Origin of the sequence: Pseudorhodobacter sp. W20_MBD10_FR17, from assembly GCF_052119765.1 — a bacterium.
Lineage (GTDB): Bacteria > Pseudomonadota > Alphaproteobacteria > Rhodobacterales > Rhodobacteraceae > Pseudorhodobacter.
In genome coordinates, this window is sequence record NZ_JBGQOQ010000008.1 from 92,147 (window position 1) to 109,497 (window position 17,351).

Genomic DNA, 17,351 nt, shown 5'->3' on the forward strand with positions numbered 1-17,351 from the left:
GGCGCGACCACTTTTCGGTTTGCGACATTCGTAAAGTGAAAGCCGACAAGATGCAATTCTGAGTTACGATTTGCTGGCGTTTGTTCTTGTTGTGTTCTAATGTGGCGGTATGACGCAGTTTGAAGATGAAATCGGGACGGTTGCGCGCGGGGTGCGTGTGCGGGCGCGGGGGGTATCCTCGAACGCTGTAGGGCGGTTTGAGGCGGCGGTGCGTGTGGCTGTGGATGATGGCTGGGGCCCCGAGGATGAGCGGCTGTTGCAAGCCGAGGTGCGGGTCGAGCGGGCGCGAACGGCGATTAGTTATAACGCGTCACCTGATTTACCATTTGATCGTAGCGTGAACCCGTATCGCGGGTGTGAGCATGGCTGTGCCTATTGCTATGCGCGGCCGTCGCATGCCTATTTGAACCTGTCGCCGGGCTTGGATTTTGAGACCAAGCTGATTGCGCGGCCGGGGATCGGAGCGGTGTTGGCGGCCGAGTTGCGGGCCAAGGCCTATCGGCCCGAGGTGATTGCGATAGGAACAAATACCGATCCGTATCAACCGATTGAGCGAGAGTACCGCGTGATGCGTGAGGTGTTGGAGGTGCTGGCCGCGTTTCAGCACCCTGTGGCGATTACCACCAAAGGGGCGTTGATTGAACGCGACTTGGATATTTTGGGGCCGATGGGGCAGGCGGGGTTGGCGCGGGTCGGCGTGTCGATGACGACGTTGGATGCAGGGCTGTCGCGGGCATTAGAGCCGCGTGCGCCGTCGCCCGCGCGGCGGTTACAGATGATCCGGCGGCTGACAGATGCGGGCGTGCCGGTGCGGGTGATGGTGGCGCCGGTCATTCCGGGGCTGACGGATAGCGAATTGGAGGCGATTTTGGCAGCGGCGCGCGATGCGGGGGCGCTTGCGGCTAGCTGGATTTTGCTGCGCTTGCCCGGCGAAGTGGCGGGACTGTTTCGCGATTGGCTGGATACACATGCACCGGGCCGTACTGCCAAGGTTTTGGCGCGACTTGCTGAATTGCATGATGGCGCGATTTATGACGCGGGGTTTGGCACGCGGATGCGGGGAAAAGGCATTTGGGCCGCATTGCTGGCGAAACGCTTTGGGCTGTCGTTGGAACGATTGGGGATGGAGTTACGGTTGGCACCGTTGCGCAGTGATCTGTTCGCGCCGCCGCCACGGGTGGGTGATCAGATGCGGCTGTTCTAGGGCCCGAGAGGAGAGTCTTCGGCGAGGATATTTGAGAACAGATGATGGGGGTGGACAGCAGTTTTTTGCTGGTTTTTACTGTTTCTGTTTACCCCTGTTCAGGGAATACAAAAGCGTGTGGAGCAAAAAAGCTGCTGTCTCAGGTTTATGGGTATTAGCCGCGGCGACCGCCACGGCGTTCGCGTTTTGGCGCGTCTGAAGTGTCACCTGTGCCGTCTGACGCCGAGGAGAAGCCGCCCAAAGCCGCTGAGATTTGTTCCAGTGTTGGGCGCGGGCCTTTGGGGCGCTGCTCGAGGGCGGCGCGCATGGCTTTCAGGTGCTGTGGCATTGTGCCACAGCAGCCGCCGATGATTTTGACGCCGGCATCGCGCGCAAGCACGGCATATTCGGCCATCAATTCGGGCGTGCCATCATAGTGGATGTGGCCATCATGGTATTTCGGGATGCCCGCGTTACCCTTGGCGATCAAAGGGCGCTCAGAGCCTTGGGCGACAAAGCCCAGCATCGTGCGCATCAGATCCGAGGCGCCGACACCGCAATTGGCACCGAAAGCGAGCGGCGGATAGTCGAGCTTATCGACCATCTCGACCATCGCAGCCGAGGTGGTGCCCATCATCGTGCGACCAGCGGTGTCAAAGCTCATGGTGCCACACCACGGCATACCTGCAAGCTTGGCGGCTTCGGCTGCGGCGCGATATTCTTCGGGGGCGGAAATGGTTTCGACCCAGAGCACATCAGCGCCGCCGGCCTTAAGCCCTTCGGCCTGTTCGTGGAACATTTCCACCGCGCGGGAATGGGTAAGCGTGCCCATCGGTTCAAATATCTCGCCGGTCGGGCCGACCGAGCCTGCAACCACAATCGGGCGGCCTGCGGCATCTGCCACTTCGCGTGCAAGTTCGGCTGCGATGCGGTTCAGCTCCATCACGCGACCATGGGCCTGGTGCAGTTTCAGACGGCTGGCGTTGCCGCCAAAGCTGTTGGTCAAAAAGATATCCGACCCTGCATCAACCGCACCTTTGTAGAGTTTGCGGATATTTTCGGGTTTATCGACATTCCAAAACTCTGGCGGCTCACCCGATTCGAGGCCCATGTTGAACAGGTTGGTGCCGGTGGCGCCATCGGCCAAAAGCCAGTCGCGGCTGTTCAAAAGCTTTGTCAGTGCATCAGTCATGTTTTATCCTGCCTTGGGCCATGTGGGGCTGTCTGTCGGGCCGCCGTGTGGGAACGCGCGCGCGCTCGTTTCCCCTCATGTGCCACGGCTGGCCGTTAGAGGCAATTTTATTCTCGCCGCCGAGGAATGGTTGGTCATTTAGGGGTGGCGGATGGTGAATTGCGCGGTAGATTTCGGCGCTGGCAAGGGCGAGGGCTGGCAGGTATGGGGCCGCGATATAGAGCGGTTGCCAGACAGGCCCAAAGGCAGATTTGAACTGGCAAAGCCCACCGTTGGTGCGCGTTAAACGCACAAGCCATTTTGGCAGCCGCGGCGCGGCGGCGAGCGAGAAACGGGCGATACCTTGGTCACGGGCAACCTGCAAGGCGTGGACGACCAGCGCATAATTCGCACCATCTGGCATCGTTCTGCGGTGGCGCATCAAATCAAGCGCCCATTCGCGCCTGTTGTGATGAAAGCTGACAAAGCCCATGAGTATGCCGTTTGAATAGGCACCGAAAACGCGTTGCGATGAGAGGAGGCCATGACCAAATCGACCCATAGAAAAACCTCGCTCGCCGCCGTTGTCGAATGCCCAGTCTTGGGCAATCTCCGTCAGGCTGGGCCAATCGGCTGCAGTCATTTCGTGGATGTGAAGGCCTGATTTCTCGGCTTTGCGCAACTTGCGGCGAAGGGCCGATTTTTCAGCGCCGTTGAGCGTAAAAGTGAGTGGGTTTAGCCACGCCTCGGCAGCAACGGGGGCCACGCACCAGCCTGCACGGCGCGCGATCGCGGCCAGTCTTTTGCCGCATTTGTACAGGCATGGCAGGCGGCTGCGCGCGCGGGCGTGCTTACTGAGAGCTACTAGTGTTCGCGTGGGATTTTGGGTGCCAAAAGGGTCGAGGAGCGTTACGGTGGCATGTGGCGTTTCTGACATAAGTATTTGTGATTTATTGGTAATATTAAGGAGTGTGAATAGATTCTGTGCGATCAGGCCCGCCTCGGCAGGGGCGTCTTTCGCCAAGACTTGCGCCATTGCGGCCTTGGGCATTTGTGGCGGCATCATTAAAACTGCAAAGGCGGCAAGCATGGCAGGCAAGGCGTAATAGGCCAAGCGAAAGGCGAGGACGCCTGCGATTAGGGCCGGTTCGGGCAGTGTTGGTAATGCCGCCAGCAAGGTCATTTCAAATGCGCCGACACCACCCGGCGTGCCCGAGACCAGCCCCGCGCCCAAGGCGAGCAGGTAGGCGGGCAGCAAGGTGGCAAAGGGCATCCCCAGATCGGGCGGACATAGCAGCCACAGAGCGAGGGCTGCGGCAACGGTATCAATGAGGGCGAAGATAAGGATCTGACCAAGCGTAAATATGTTAGGCAACGCGATGTGGCGGCCAAACAGCCTAAGCCGAGGCTGAAACAGGCAGAGCAATGCGACAACGCTGCCCAAGCCGCAGACCATCAGTGCCGGCAGTTTAAGCGGTGCCGCGGGCAGGGCGAGGAGCGTGAGCGCCGTAATGATTGACCAGCCGAACAGGAAGGACAGCGCGACTGCGGCCGAAAGCTTTGTCGCTTGGATCAGCGACAAGGATGGCAGCATGCGCCAGCGTATCAAGGCACCGGTCAGCACGCCAAGCCCAAGGGTTTGGCCAAGGGCAATGGCGGCTATGCCTGCGCGATGCGCTTGGTGCGGGGCCTCACCCGTGCCGATGTGGCGGTGCAGGCAGGCATCATACTGACCGACAGCCCAAAAGCTGACACTTGTGGCGATCAGGGCTGTCGCCCAATTTGCCACGGGGACGTTGGCGAAAGCATGAAAGACCTCAGTCGCATCCAGCAGGGCCAGACGCAGGCTGAGAAGCCAAAGAAAACCGATGGTTAGAGAGAGCGCCGCGATAATGCGGACTGTATGGCGCGGGACTGGCCACGCCGTTTCCATGCGCAATGCGCGCCCAATTGCTGACCGTTTCATACTTACCCTTTGACCACAAACCCGAGGGTTGAGGGTAAAGGCGTTGGGGTTCAAAAACCCTTAACAGGTCAAATTGAGCAGAGTTTTCGCAGCGCCATTATGGCCGCGCGAAGGGCAGGTGCCAGCAGGGCACCTGCGAGGCTTGTGTGAATAAGCTTATAGCTCGGACATCAGTTGCGACTTGGCAACTGGCAGAATCGCGGCGAGTTTGGCGCGGATCTCATCGGCGCCGACTTTACCTTCCAGATCGGCGGCAAGTTTACGCACAACGTCTTCGTTGCCTGCTTCTTCGAAATCGGCGGCAACCACAGTCATCGCGTAATCGGTAGCGTCTTGGCCGGTTTTGCCCAAAATCTCGGCAGCCCAAAGGCCAACGAGTTTGTTGCAACGTGCCTCGGCGCGGAATTGCATTTCGGAATCATGTGCAAATTTAGCCTCAAAAGCTTGTTCGCGATTGTCAAATGTGGACATGTTTGGACCTTCCCTTTGGTTTGCTTACCTCTGATATGCCCTTCAAACCCTCGTGCTGCAAGGGGGAGACGCTGTAAGTGGGGTCTGTAAAGTGATCGCTGGCTTGCGAGTGCGGTTGGCATACACTATAGCGCGAAGGAAGAGAAATGTCATAATCCGAGGGCAACCCAACGGATTGGCATCTAGAACGCTTTGGGCTGGAGTATCGGGGACTGCATGGCGCGCCGCAAGAAAGTATATGAAGGCAAGGCCAAGATCCTTTATGAAGGGCCGGAACCGGGCACTTTAATTCAGTATTTCAAGGATGACGGGCTAGAGACCGCCGCCCCGCCGCAAGCGGCGGTTGAGGGCAAGGGCGTGTTGAACAATCGCCTGTCCGAGTTCTTTATGGCCGGATTGAATAGCATCGGTGTGCCGACGCATTTCATCAAACGGTTGAACATGCGCGAACAGATGGTGCGTATGGCCGAGATTTTGCCGCTGGAAATTGTGGTGCGCAATTATGCCGCAGGCGGCATGACGGAACGGCTAGGGATTCCGCTTGGCACACCGCTGCCGCGCCCGATTGTCGAATATTATTTCAAGGATGATAAGCTGGGGAACCCGCTGGTCTCGGAAGAGCATATCGTGGCATTCGGCTGGGCGAACCAGCAGGATTTGGACGATATTATCGCGTTGGCGCTGCGGGTGAATGACTTTTTAAGCGGCGTTATGCTGGGCGCAGGCATCCGGCTTGCCGATTTCCGGCTGGAGGTGGGGCGCGTCTGGGAAGGCGAATTCATGCGGCTGATCGTCGCCGATGAGATTAGCCCCGACAGCTGCCGTTTGTGGGATATGCGCGGCTTTGATACAGCCGAGCGTGAAGGCCAAGTGCGGGAGCCTATTCCCGTGGCCGATGTTTACACCGAACTTGCGCGGCGCTTGGGGGTTTTGCCCACCAATGTCACGCATACAACCAAGCCGACCCTGATCAACTGAAAGGCCCAAAAGATGAAAGCTCGCGTTCATATCATGCTGAAAGATGGTGTTTTGGACCCACAAGGCGAGGCCGTGCGCCATGCGTTGGGGACCTTGGGCTTTGACGGGGTGCAAGGCGTGCGCCAAGGCAAAGTGATCGAGCTGGACCTTGCGGGCGATGATAAGGCCGCAGCAGACGCGCAGATCAAAGCGATGTGCGAAAAGCTGTTGGCCAATACCGTGATCGAAAAATACTCGGTCGAGATTCTTTAAACCGGTTTTGAAGATGCGACCTTTGCGACCTTAACGGGCAGCAAAGGTTTGCTGCACCACCCGCAAAAGCTGGCGGTGCAGTTTTGACGTGCGGTTGCGCAGATGCGTGGCGGCATGTACCGGCTGGTGGATGACAGGTGCATCTGTGACGGCGTTGAATTTTCCTGTCGCGATCAGCTCTTCGGCAATAACATCAAGCAGATAGGCCGAGCCGCCGAGTTTGGTCAGCAGCCCCGCGATGGTGGCGCTTTGGCCCGCCGCGATCGGGGTTTCTTGCAATTCAGGCAGGGCGGCGCGGTGGTGTGCATCAAAGGCGGGTGCGAAATTGGCGCGAATATAGCTTTCGGGCCGCAGCCCTGCGCGGCGGTCGGTCTCGGATGAGATCAGCCGGTAGCGGGTTTCGCCAAGCGAGGTAAAGTTTAGGTCGGGTGAGGCGTGCGGCGTGTAGAGCACCGCGAAATCAGAGGCCCCCGAGGTCAGATCGCGACACATTTGCGCCGAGAAATCCGGCTCTATATAAAACGCACAATCTGGCAGGTGGTGGCGAAAGCCTTGCATCCAATCGCCCAAGTGGTTTGGCGCGAGGTCGGACTGAATGCCAAGCCGGATGTTGATCACCGATTCGCCTGTGGGCGTGACCGAGTGCTTTGCTGCGGCCCAAGCGTGGCGCAAGGCGCGTGCGTGTGGCGCGAATTTCAAGCCTTCGGTCGTCAGCTCGGTCCCTGCGCGCGAACGCGTAAACAGCCGCGCGCCCAGTGAATTTTCTAATGCAAAAATGCGGCCCGAAACGGTTGATTGGGTCAGGCCTTGCCGTTCCGCTGTGCGGTTAAAACTGCGGGTTTCCACAAGGTCGAGGAAGCTATCGATTTGGTCGGGTTGCATTGGGGGTTCCTAATCGGGATATCCGATTAATAGGGCCGGAAATGTCGAATTGAAAGGTCCGTGAAATAGGAGGATAGTTTTTGCAACATGGTCTCTGCTTGGCAGGCGTTAGGGCTTCTGGCGGGGATATTTAGAAACAGATGATGGGGTTGGGTATGGCTGGTTTTCCGACAAGCGCGCGGGTGGTGATTATTGGTGGCGGCGCGGTCGGGGCATCGTGTTTGTACCATTTGGCCAAGGCGGGCTGGACCGACTGTGTTTTGCTGGAAAAGAACGAGCTGACGGCGGGCTCTACATGGCACGCGGCGGGAAATGTACCCACGTTTTCAAGCTCTTGGTCGATTATGAACATGCAGCGCTATTCGGCCGAACTGTACCGTGGCCTTGGGGCCGAAGTTGACTATCCGATGAACTATCATGTCACGGGGTCGGTGCGGTTGGGCCATACGGCCGAGCGGCTGGACGAGTTTCGGCGCGTTGCGGGGATGGGGCGCTATCAGGGGATGGACCTTGAGATTATGGCACCTGATGAAATTTCGGCGCGCTATCCTTTTCTTGAGACTCATGATCTGAGCGGGGCGCTGTATGACCCGAATGATGGCGATATCGACCCGGCGCAGTTGACCCAAGCACTGGCCAAGGGCGCACGCAATATGGGCGCGCGCATTGAACGGTTTTGCCCTGTAACGTCGGTGCGGCGTGAGGGCGACGCTTGGGTCATTGTGACCGAAAAGGGTGAGATTACCTGCGAATATGTGGTGAACGCTGCGGGCTATTACGCGCGGGAAGTGGGCAAGATGTTTGGCCGCGACGTGCCGATGATGGTGATGAGCCACCAATACATGCTGTTCGATACGGTGCCAGAAATCGCAGCCCTTTCGGCTGAGACGGGCAAAAAACTGCCGCTGCTTCGCGATGTCGACAGCAGCTATTACCTGCGGCAGGAAAAGAACGGCTTTAACCTTGGGCCATATGAGCAAAATTGCCGTGCGCATTGGGTGAACAAAGACGACCCTTTCCCTGCCGATTTTAGCTTTCAGCTATTCCCTGACGATCTAGAGCGGCTGGAGTGGCATATTGAGGATGCGATGGCGCGGGTGCCGTTGCTGGGCGCTGCACCTTTGACCAAGGTGATCAACGGGCCAATCCCTTATACACCAGATGGCAACCCATTGATTGGGCCGATGCCGGGGGTGCCAAAGGCGTTTGAGGCCTGCGTGTTCACCTTTGGGATTTGTCAGGCTGGCGGGGCCGGCAAGGTGCTGGCCGAATGGGTGACAGAGGGTGCAACCGAGTGGGATATGTGGTCCTGCGATCCGCGCCGTTTTACCGGGTTTGAGACCGAAGACTACTGTATCGCCAAGGGGATGGAAGTGTATGGCCATGAATATGGCATGCATTTCCCGCATTACGCTTGGCCTGCGGGGCGGGGGCAAAAGCTGTCACCGGTGCATGATCGTGTGGCCGCACTGGGCGCACAATTTGGTGCTGCGAATGGCTGGGAACGGGCGAATTGGTATGCGCGGGCTGGCGACGATACGTCCGATGCAGGAGCGCAGACGTGGAGGCGCGAAGGCGCGTGGTTCGGCGCGGTTAAGGCCGAGTGTGAGGCGGTGCGCGATGCCGCAGGCATTTTGGATTTGCCGGGCTTTTCACGCTTTATGATCAAAGGCGCGGGCGTGGCCGACTGGTTGGCCCTCCAGATCACCGGCAAGGTGCCAAAGGTTGGGCGGATGGGCCTTGCCTATTTCGCCGATGACAAGGGGCGGATTGTGACCGAGATGTCGGTTGCACGTATGGCCGAGGATACGGTTATCTTGATCACAGCGGCGAGCGCGCAGGCGCATGACCGTGAGTGGTTGCTGACGCATCTGGATTATGGGCTGACCCTGTCGGATGAAACCGAAAACTGGTCTTGCCAGATTTTGACCGGGCCGAAATCGCGTGAGATTTTGGCGGGGATTACCGGGGCTGATTTGACGAAGGGCTGGTTGACGCATCAGTTTGCAGAAATTGCAGGGCGTCAAGTGTGGTTGGCACGGGTTTCCTTTGCGGGCGAATTGGGCTGGGAAATTCACAGCAAAGTTGGTGATACGGCTGTGGTTTGGGATGCCGTTATGGCGGCAGGTACGCCTTTGGGATTGCGGCCTTTCGGGATGTTTGCACTGAATTCCTTGCGGATCGAAAAGGGCTATCGCGCGTGGAAGGGCGATCTTTCAACCGATTACACCGTGTTGCAGGGTGGTTTGGGGCGTTTCATTGATTGGGAGCATGACTTCCGCGGCAAGGCAGCACTTGCGGCGGAACAGCAGCGCGGCGTGACCAAGCAGTTTGTGACGTTGAAGATTGAAGCGGGTAACTATGACCCGCCGTATATGTCGACAATCTGGCACGGCGATACGGTGGTGGGTGAGGTGACCAGTGGCTATTTTGGCCACCGTGTTGGGGCCTGCATTGGGCTGGGGATGTTGCGCAGTGATTTGACCGAGGTCGGGACGGTGCTTGAAGTGGAAATTTTTGGCGAGCGGCACCGCGCTGTAGTGCAAGAAGACGCGCCGATGTGGGACCCGGAAAATGCGCGGATCAGGGCCTAACAGGATGTTAATAAATCGGCGGCGAGACAACCCAGATCACTACGGCAGGCGTGTCGCCGGGGTTGCTCCACGCATAGGGCTTTCCAGCGAATTGAAAACTGTCGCCGGGTTCAAGGGCGAAGTCCTCACCTTCGATCGTTATGACCAGTTGGCCCGACAGCAGCAGGCCGCCATCCTCGCGCTCGGGGCGGGGCTGGATGGTTTTGCTGTACGCCTTTGGGGCAAAGCTGGATTTCAGCATTTCGAAACTACCGCCAAGACCGGGCGAGAGCAATTCTTCGACCAAACCGTGGGTGGCGTCGCCAATAGGGGTTCTGTCGGCGGCACGTTGGATCAACCCGCGCTCGGTGGGGTTGCGGCTGGCCGAGCGAAAGAAAAAGCTGATCGTGACGCCAAGGGTTTCGGCAAGTCGCGCAAGGTCTGGAATCGCGGGCATGGCTTGGCCGCGCTCGACCTGGCTCAACCAACCGACCGAGCGTCCTACTATTTCGGCCAGCGCCGTCAGGGTAAGCCCGCGCGCCTTGCGCAATGCGCGTATATCTTGGCCGACTTGTTCGCTCATTCCCGATCTCCTTTGCGTCAAAGTGCAGTAAAAACGGGGGCGGGGGCAAGGTTAAAGCTGAATAATTGTGATGCTTCATACGGCATCATGAATTTATTCCGGGATAAATCCACAAAAATGAAAAAACAGTTTGAAATTTCATTTAACGCGACGCATTGATGAGCAATCTCATCTCACATGGAGTCTCTAATGTCTTTGGTCCCTAAAACAGCGCGTGCAGTCATTATCGGGGGCGGCGTTTCGGGCTGCTCGGTTGCTTATCATTTGGCCAAGGCGGGATGGACGGATATTGTGCTGTTAGAGCGCAAGCGGTTGACGTCTGGCACGACATGGCATGCGGCGGGGCTGATCGGGCAGTTGCGTAGCTCGGTTAATATGACACGTTTGGCGAAGTATTCGGCCGATCTGTATGTGAATCTGGAGGCGGAAACCGGTGTTTCGACGGGGATGCGGCAGGTCGGGTCGATCTCGGTTGCATTGACCCAAGCACGGAATGAAGAGCTGTTGCGCCAAGCGACTACCGCGCGGATTTTCGGCGTGGATGTCGCCGAAATCTCGCCCGCCGAAGTAAAGGCGATGTACCCGCATTTGAACGTATCGGACGTCGTGGGGGCGGTGCATTTGCCGCTGGACGGGCAGTGTGACCCTGCCAATATCGCCATGGCGCTGGCCAAGGGCGCGCGGATGCGCGGAGCAAAGGTGCTTGAGGGTGTCAAAGTGACGGGCGTCACCAAAGCCGCTGGCCGCGTGACGGGCGTTGACTATATGGTCGAGGGCGAGCCGGGGTATATCGCGGCGGATGTGGTGATCAACTGCGGCGGCATGTGGGGCCGTGATTTGGCCGAGGACAGCGGCGTGACACTGCCGCTGCATGCCTGCGAACACTTTTATCTGATCACCGAACCGATTGCCGGCCTTGGGCATTTGCCGGTGCTGCGCGTGCCGGACGAGTGTGCCTATTATAAGTCAGACGCGGGCAAAATGATGATTGGCGCGTTTGAACCCAAGGCAAAGCCGTGGGGCATGGGCGGTATTCGTGAGGACTTTGAGTTTGACACGTTGCCCGAAGATTGGGACCACTTCCAACCTATTCTGGAGTCGGCGATGGAACGGATGCCTTTGTTCCAATCCGCTGGGATTCATACGTTCTTCAACGGGCCGGAAAGCTTTACGCCCGATGATCGCTATTATCTGGGCGAAGCACCCGAGCTGGGCGGCTATTGGGTTGCCGCTGGTTATAACTCGGTCGGGATCGCAGGATCTGGCGGCGCGGGGATGGCCTTGGCGCATTGGATCACCGAAGGCGAGGCGCCGTTTGACCTTTGGGAGGTGGATATTCGCCGCGCGCAGCCGTTCCAACGCAACCGCAAGTATCTGAAAGAGCGCGTGTCCGAGACCTTGGGCTTGCTTTATGCCGACCATTTCCCCTATCGGCAGATGGCGACCAGCCGTGGCGTGCGGCGGTCGCCCTTGCATGAACACCTGAAGGCAAGGGGTGCGGTGTTTGGCGAGGTTGCTGGTTGGGAGCGGGCGAACTGGTTTGCCAATGAAGGCCAGGCGCGGGAATACGAGTATTCTTGGGGCCGGCAGAACTGGTTTGGCAATGCCGCGGCCGAGCATAAGGCCGTGCGGACGGGCGTTGGCCTGTTTGACATGACCTCATTCGGGAAAATCCGGGTGGAGGGGCGCGATGCCTGTGCGTTCTTGCAATCGGTTTGTGCCAATGATGTTGATGTGCCTGCGGGGCGGATTGTTTACACACAGATGTTGAATGCGCGCGGCGGGATTGAGAGCGATCTAACCGTGACGCGCCTGTCCGAGACCGCCTATTTGATGGTGGTGCCGGGGGCGACATTGCAGCGCGATCTGGCCTGGCTGCGCCGCCATCTGGGCGATGCCTTTGCCGTAATTACCGATGTGACGGCGGCTGAGTCTGTGCTCTGTGTGATGGGGCCGAAATCGCGCGAGCTGTTGCAGGCGGTTAGCCCCGCGGACTTTAGCAACGAGGCGCATCCCTTTGGCACTGCTCGGGAAATTGAGATTGGCATGGGGCTCGCCCGCGCGCACCGTGTGACCTATGTGGGTGAGTTGGGCTGGGAACTCTATGTTTCCGCAGACCAAACTGCGCATGTGTTTGAGGCGTTGGAGGCGGCTGACAAGGGCCTGAAGCTCTGCGGTTTGCATGTGCTGGACAGCTGCCGGATCGAGAAAGGCTATCGCCATTTCGGCCATGATATTACCGATGAAGACCATGTGCTGGAGGCAGGGCTTGGCTTTGCTGTGAAAACGGCCAAGGGCGATTTTATCGGGCGTGAGGCGGTGCTGCGCAAGCGCGAAGAGGGGCTGGCGCGGCGGATGGTGCAGTTCAAGCTGCGCGACCCGATGCCTATGCTGTACCACAATGAGGCGATTGTGCGGGACGGACGGATTGTCGGGCCGATCACCAGTGGCAATTACGGGCACCATTTGGGCGGAGCGGTGGGCTTGGGCTATGTGCCTTGTGCCGGCGAGAGCGTTGAGCAGGTTTTGGCATCCACCTATGAGATTGAGGTGGCCGGCCAGCGGTTTGCGGCGGATGCGTCACTGGCGCCGATGTATGATCCAAAATCGGAACGTGTACGGATGTGAGGACGATTTGGGGGGCACACCCCCCAGACCCAAGACGAAAGCTGGGGGTTTCACACCCCCAGACCCCCGTGGGATATTTTTGAACAGATGAGAGGGTGGCAGGATGGATGAGATTGGTGACGTTTGTGAGCCTGCGCGTGCGCGCGCTGGACGGGCTGGTGGGCGGGCAAGCCGAGTGGCTTTGCGGGCGGCACCATTGTCCGAGGATAAGCGGCCGGTGCGGGGCGGCATGTCGGGCGGGCAGTATAAGCCGCTGACTGAGGCGGGGGTGGCGCAGATCCATGAGAGTGCGTTGCAGGCCTTGGAGCAGATCGGCCTGTCTCAGGCGCCGCCTTCGGGGGTGAAATTGCTAACGGATGCGGGGGCCATTCAAGGCGATGACGGGCGCATCCGCTTTCCGCGCGCCTTGGTTGAGGATATGCTGGCGATTGCGGCGCGTAACATTACGTTGCATGCCCGCGACCCAAAGCATGATTTGCATTTGTCAGGCAGTAAGGTGCATTTTGGCACGGCGGGGGCCGCTGTACACATCGTAGACCCGATTACCTTGGACTACCGCGAGAGTACGGCGCAGGATTTGTATGATGCTGCGCGATTGGTGGATAACCTTGATAATATTCACTTTTATCAGCGTACGATGGTGTGCCGCGACATCCCAGACAACTTGGAAATGGATCTTAACACGCTGTATGGCTGCCTGTCAGGGACACGCAAGCATGTGGGGACCTCGTTTAGCGACCCAAGCCATGTCGCACCTTGTTTTGACCTGCTCTATACCGTGGCGGGCGGCGAGGAGAAGTGGTTGGAGCGGCCGTTTGTGTCCAACTCGAACTGTTTTGTTGTGCCACCGATGAAGTTTGCCGAGGAAAGCTGCATCGTGATGGAGGATTGCATTCGGCGCGGGATGCCGATGCTATTGCTCTCGGCAGGGCAAGCGGGGGCGACGAGCCCCGCGCCGATTGCGCTGACGATTGTGCAGGCGGTGGCCGAGTGTTTGGCCGGTGTGGTCTATGCCAATGCGATTAAACCAGGCGCGCCGTGTATTTTTGGCACATGGCCATTCGTGTCGGATTTGCGGACGGGGGCGATGTCGGGCGGATCGGCCGAGCAAGCGTTGCTGACGGCGGGCTGCGCGCAGATGCACCGGTTCTATGACCTGCCAGGCGGTGCGGCGTCGGGGATTTCTGACAGCAAGCTGCCTGATATGCAGGCGGGCTGGGAGCAGGGGATTACCAACGCGCTTGCCGGTCTTGCCGGGCTGAACATGTGCTATGAGGCGGTGGGGATGCATGCATCACTGCTGGGGTTCTGCTTGGAAAGCCTTGTGCTGGGCGATGACCTGTTGGGCCAAGCGATGCGGCTTGTGCGGGGTATCGATGTGACGCCAGACACCACCAGCCTTGACGCGATGAAAGAGGTTTGTCTGGGCGGCGCGGGGCATTATTTGGGGTCGGACCAGACTTTGAAGCTGATGCAAACCGAGTATATTTACCCGAATGTTGCCAACCGTATGTCGCCTAAAGAGTGGAATGAAGCGGGCAAGCCGTTGTTGCTGGACAAGGCGATTGCGCGCAAGAACGCGATTTTGGCCAAGGCGGGACGGTTGATCGAGCCTGAATTAGATGCCATGATCAGGGCTAAGTATAAAATCTACTTTAAGTGAGGATTCAATGGCTTCTGCGAATAACCTAAAGTTCTACATTAATGGTGGCTGGGTCGCGCCATTGGGCACCGAGCGGATGGGTGTGGAAAATCCGGCGACAGAAGAGTTGGTCGCCGAGATTGCGCTGGGGTCAGTTGCGGATGCGGATCGGGCCATCGCTGCGGCGCGGGCGGCCTTTGATGGTTTTAGCCGTGTTCCGCCGGCGGAACGGATCGCATTGTTGGAACGCTTGCTGGTAGAATATGACGCGCGGGCCGAAGATTTTGCCCAAGCGATGCGGTTGGAAATGGGCGCTCCCATCACTTGGGCGCGCGAAGCGCAGGTCTGGGCGGGGCAGGTGCATTTGCAAAGCACGATTGCCGCGGCCAAAGCTTTTCCTTGGGAAGAAAGCCGAGGTGCGACACAGATTATCCGCGAAGGGATTGGTGTCTGCGCGCTGATCACGCCGTGGAACTGGCCGATGAACCAGATCGTTTGCAAGGTTGCCCCTGCAATCGCTGCGGGCTGTACGATGGTACTGAAGCCTTCGGAAATAGCGCCTTTATCGGGGATTATTTGGGCCGAGGTTTGCGATGCGGCGGGCGTGCCTGCGGGCGTGTTTAACCTCGTCAACGGCACTGGCCCCGAGGTGGGGGCGCGGCTTTCCAGCCATCCGGATGTGGATATGGTTAGCTTTACCGGATCGACCCGCGCTGGTGTGCAGGTGGCATTGAATGCGGCGCCAACAGTCAAACGCGTGGCGCAGGAATTGGGCGGGAAATCGGCCAATATCATCCTGCCCTCGGCTGATATTGCGGCGGCTGTTGCCCAAGGGGTAGAGGCCTGCATGGCCAACACTGGCCAAAGCTGTGATGCGCCGACACGGATGTTCATTCCGCGCGGATCGGAAGCGGTGGCATTTAAGGCCGCGCAGGATGCGGCCACTGCTGCCGTAATCGGCGACACGGCGGATGAGGCCGTGACCATGGGGCCTTTGGTCAACCGTGCGCAATATGACAAGGTGCAAGAGCTGATTGCGGCGGGGATTGAAGAGGGCGCTACGGTTTTGACCGGCGGCCTTGGGCGGCCTGATGGGATGAACCGTGGGCATTATGCGCAGCCTACCGTCTTTGGCAATGTGATGCCGGGGATGGTGGTGGAGCGTGAGGAAATTTTTGGGCCGGTTCTGGTGATGTTGTCTTATGACACGGTCGATCAGGCGGTTGCGATGGCCAATGACACCGTCTACGGGCTTGCCGCCTATGTGCAGGGCGAGTTGACTGAGGCGCGCGCTGTGGCACGGCGCCTGATGGCGGGGCAAGTGAATGTGAACGGGCCGGAATGGGACACGTTCGCCCCCTTTGGCGGCTATAAACAATCGGGCAATGGCCGTGAATATGCCGATTGGGGCATTCATGATTTTTGCGAAACCAAGGCAATTGTGGGGTACGGGGAATGACGCATTACGGCTATATCGGGCTTGGGAATTTGGGCGCAAACTGTGCGGCGTGTTTGTTGAAAGCAGGCATGCAAGTGACGGTGTTTGACCTGAATGCAAAGCTGGCCGAACGCTTGGTCGCACAGGGGGCCACGCTTGCGACAAGTGCCGAGGCGCTGGCGGCATCGGTCGATCACGTGATCACGTGTTTGCCGTCGCCTGCGGTATCTGAGCGGGTGTTGCGGGGCATTTTGCCAGTGATGAAGCCGGGCACAAGCTGGGTTGAGATGTCGACCTTAAGCCGTGAAGATGTGTTGCGGCTGGGCGCTGTGGCGGCTGAGGCCGGCGTGAAGATGATGGAGCTGCCGGTGACCGGCGGCGTGCATTTGGCGGCCCAAGGCAAGATTACCATGCTGGCGGGCGGCGACAAGGATTTGTATGAGCTGCACTTGCCCGCGATGCAGGCGATGGGCGACAAAATTTTCCATATGGGGCCCTTGGGAGCCGCGTCGATCATCAAGGTGATCACGAATATGTTGGCGTTTATTCACCTGAAGGCGACGTCAGAGGCATTGATGCTGGCAAAACGCGGGGGGCTTGATTTGGCACAGTCGCATGCGGCGATTGCGGCATCTTCGGGCAACAGCTTTGTGCATGAAACGGAGGGCGCGTTGATTTTGAACGGGTCTTATGATGTGGCGTTCAATGTGGACCTTGCGCTAAAGGATCTGGGCTTTGCGCTGGGATTTGGCAAAGAATTTGGCGTGCCGCTGGATTTGGCCAGCATGACCAACCAGACCTATATCGCAGCGAAAGCGGCCTATGGCGGAGAGGCGCAATCACCGATGATTGCCAAGCTGCTAGAAGATTTGCTGGGTACCGACCTGCGCGCCGAAGGATTTCCTGCGCGGTTAGAGTAATCGTTACAGTGCGGCCAAGATGCGCTTTGCCTCGGCCAATGGGGCTGCAAGGCTGGCGCGATCTTCGCCGGGGAAAAAGCGCGCGCGGGTGGCGGTTGCCATTGGCGCGGGCGTAGCGACATAAACTTTAGGGCCGGTTTTAACCGTCTCGGCCGCCCAAGAGCGGGCGAGGGCGGTTTGCCCCGCTTTGGTGGCGCCATAGGCGCCAAAGAAGGACAGGCCCGCGCGGGGATCATCCAAAAACAGCGCGGTCCCACCTTGGCGGGTGCGCAGCAAAGGCTCGACCATCGGGATCAATGTGCCAGTGGCGCGCAGGTTGATGGCGACTGATTTATCCCAATCTTTGATGTCGATATGGCCTGCAGGGGCCATTGGGGCTGCATGGATAGCTGCGTGAATCCAAAGATCAATGCCGCCCCAGCGATCAAAGATTGACCGGCACAGATGGCGCATCGCGTCATCATTCGTGATGTCCATCGGGGCCAGCGTCAGGCCATCCGTGGCGCCCGCAGCTTTGGCGCGGTCATCGACCTCTTCCAACCCGCCAGTGGTACGGGCAACGGCAACGACATGCCAGCCTTGTACGGCCAGTTCTTCGGCCATTGCAGCACCAAGGCCACGCGATGCACCGGTGACGAGGGCGATTTTTTGGGTCATGGTCGTT

General features: G+C 58.8%; 14 protein-coding genes. 8 read left to right on the forward strand and 6 right to left on the reverse strand.

Annotated elements, in window-relative coordinates; all coding sequences use genetic code 11:
- The first annotated feature begins 109 nt into the window (after positions 1-109).
- Positions 110-1,204 (forward strand): PA0069 family radical SAM protein, encoded by a 1,095-nt coding sequence (locus tag ACEN2J_RS07465; protein ID WP_442104579.1) that lies wholly within the window; start codon positions 110-112, stop codon positions 1,202-1,204.
- Positions 1,205-1,358: 154 nt separating this feature from the next.
- Here ACEN2J_RS07465 and bmt read toward each other — a convergent pair whose 3' ends face one another.
- From bmt to ACEN2J_RS07480, 3 genes are all read right to left on the reverse strand, one after another.
- Positions 1,359-2,375 (reverse strand): betaine--homocysteine S-methyltransferase, encoded by a 1,017-nt coding sequence (bmt, locus tag ACEN2J_RS07470; protein ID WP_442104581.1) that lies wholly within the window; start codon positions 2,373-2,375, stop codon positions 1,359-1,361.
- Positions 2,368-4,320, reverse strand: coding sequence for a phosphatidylglycerol lysyltransferase domain-containing protein (locus tag ACEN2J_RS07475; RefSeq protein WP_442104583.1), 1,953 nt, complete (start codon positions 4,318-4,320; stop codon positions 2,368-2,370). The genes bmt and ACEN2J_RS07475 overlap by 8 nt, the downstream gene beginning before the upstream one ends.
- Before the next feature lie 156 nt (positions 4,321-4,476).
- Positions 4,477-4,791 carry a DUF1476 domain-containing protein gene (locus ACEN2J_RS07480; RefSeq protein ID WP_442104585.1) on the reverse strand — a complete coding sequence of 105 codons (315 nt, stop codon included), beginning with the start codon at positions 4,789-4,791 and terminating at the stop codon, positions 4,477-4,479.
- Between the two features lie 216 nt (positions 4,792-5,007).
- On the opposite strand from ACEN2J_RS07480, the gene ACEN2J_RS07485 reads away from it, so the two are divergent.
- Both ACEN2J_RS07485 and purS read left to right on the forward strand, forming a co-directional pair.
- Positions 5,008-5,769: a phosphoribosylaminoimidazolesuccinocarboxamide synthase gene (locus ACEN2J_RS07485; protein ID WP_442104587.1), complete on the forward strand. Its 762-nt coding sequence runs from the start codon at positions 5,008-5,010 to the stop codon at positions 5,767-5,769.
- Positions 5,770-5,781: 12 nt separating this feature from the next.
- The gene (gene purS, locus ACEN2J_RS07490) at positions 5,782-6,021 is read left to right on the forward strand and encodes a phosphoribosylformylglycinamidine synthase subunit PurS (protein ID WP_050522261.1); all 240 of its coding nucleotides are present in this window, start codon (positions 5,782-5,784) and stop codon (positions 6,019-6,021) included.
- Between the two features lie 30 nt (positions 6,022-6,051).
- Here purS and ACEN2J_RS07495 read toward each other — a convergent pair whose 3' ends face one another.
- Positions 6,052-6,903 carry a LysR family transcriptional regulator gene (locus ACEN2J_RS07495; RefSeq protein WP_442104589.1) on the reverse strand — a complete coding sequence of 284 codons (852 nt, stop codon included), beginning with the start codon at positions 6,901-6,903 and terminating at the stop codon, positions 6,052-6,054.
- 155 nt (positions 6,904-7,058) lie between these two features.
- On the opposite strand from ACEN2J_RS07495, the gene ACEN2J_RS07500 reads away from it, so the two are divergent.
- On the forward strand, positions 7,059-9,497 hold the full coding sequence (locus tag ACEN2J_RS07500; RefSeq protein WP_442104591.1) for a GcvT family protein: 2,439 nt from the start codon (positions 7,059-7,061) through the stop codon (positions 9,495-9,497).
- Positions 9,498-9,504: 7 nt separating this feature from the next.
- Here ACEN2J_RS07500 and ACEN2J_RS07505 read toward each other — a convergent pair whose 3' ends face one another.
- Positions 9,505-10,059 carry a helix-turn-helix domain-containing protein gene (locus ACEN2J_RS07505; protein ID WP_442104593.1) on the reverse strand — a complete coding sequence of 185 codons (555 nt, stop codon included), beginning with the start codon at positions 10,057-10,059 and terminating at the stop codon, positions 9,505-9,507.
- Positions 10,060-10,248: 189 nt separating this feature from the next.
- Between ACEN2J_RS07505 and ACEN2J_RS07510 the strand changes: the two genes are divergently transcribed.
- The 4 genes from ACEN2J_RS07510 (at position 10,249) to ACEN2J_RS07525 (ending at position 16,687) form a co-directional block, all read left to right on the forward strand.
- Entirely contained in the window at positions 10,249-12,687 is a 2,439-nt protein-coding gene (locus ACEN2J_RS07510; RefSeq protein ID WP_442104595.1) for a GcvT family protein, read from the forward strand.
- A gap of 103 nt (positions 12,688-12,790) precedes the next feature.
- Complete coding sequence (locus tag ACEN2J_RS07515; RefSeq protein WP_442104597.1) at positions 12,791-14,350, forward strand: trimethylamine methyltransferase family protein; 1,560 nt, start codon at positions 12,791-12,793, stop codon at positions 14,348-14,350.
- Between the two features lie 7 nt (positions 14,351-14,357).
- Positions 14,358-15,788: an aldehyde dehydrogenase family protein gene (locus tag ACEN2J_RS07520; protein WP_442104599.1), complete on the forward strand. Its 1,431-nt coding sequence runs from the start codon at positions 14,358-14,360 to the stop codon at positions 15,786-15,788.
- A complete protein-coding gene (locus ACEN2J_RS07525; protein ID WP_442104600.1) occupies positions 15,785-16,687 on the forward strand; it encodes an NAD(P)-dependent oxidoreductase in 903 nt (300 codons plus the stop codon). The genes ACEN2J_RS07520 and ACEN2J_RS07525 overlap by 4 nt, the downstream gene beginning before the upstream one ends.
- A gap of 3 nt (positions 16,688-16,690) precedes the next feature.
- Here the strand turns inward: ACEN2J_RS07525 and ACEN2J_RS07530 are convergent, their stop codons facing one another.
- A complete protein-coding gene (locus ACEN2J_RS07530) occupies positions 16,691-17,344 on the reverse strand; it encodes an SDR family NAD(P)-dependent oxidoreductase (RefSeq protein WP_442104601.1) in 654 nt (217 codons plus the stop codon).
- Positions 17,345-17,351 lie beyond the last annotated feature (7 nt).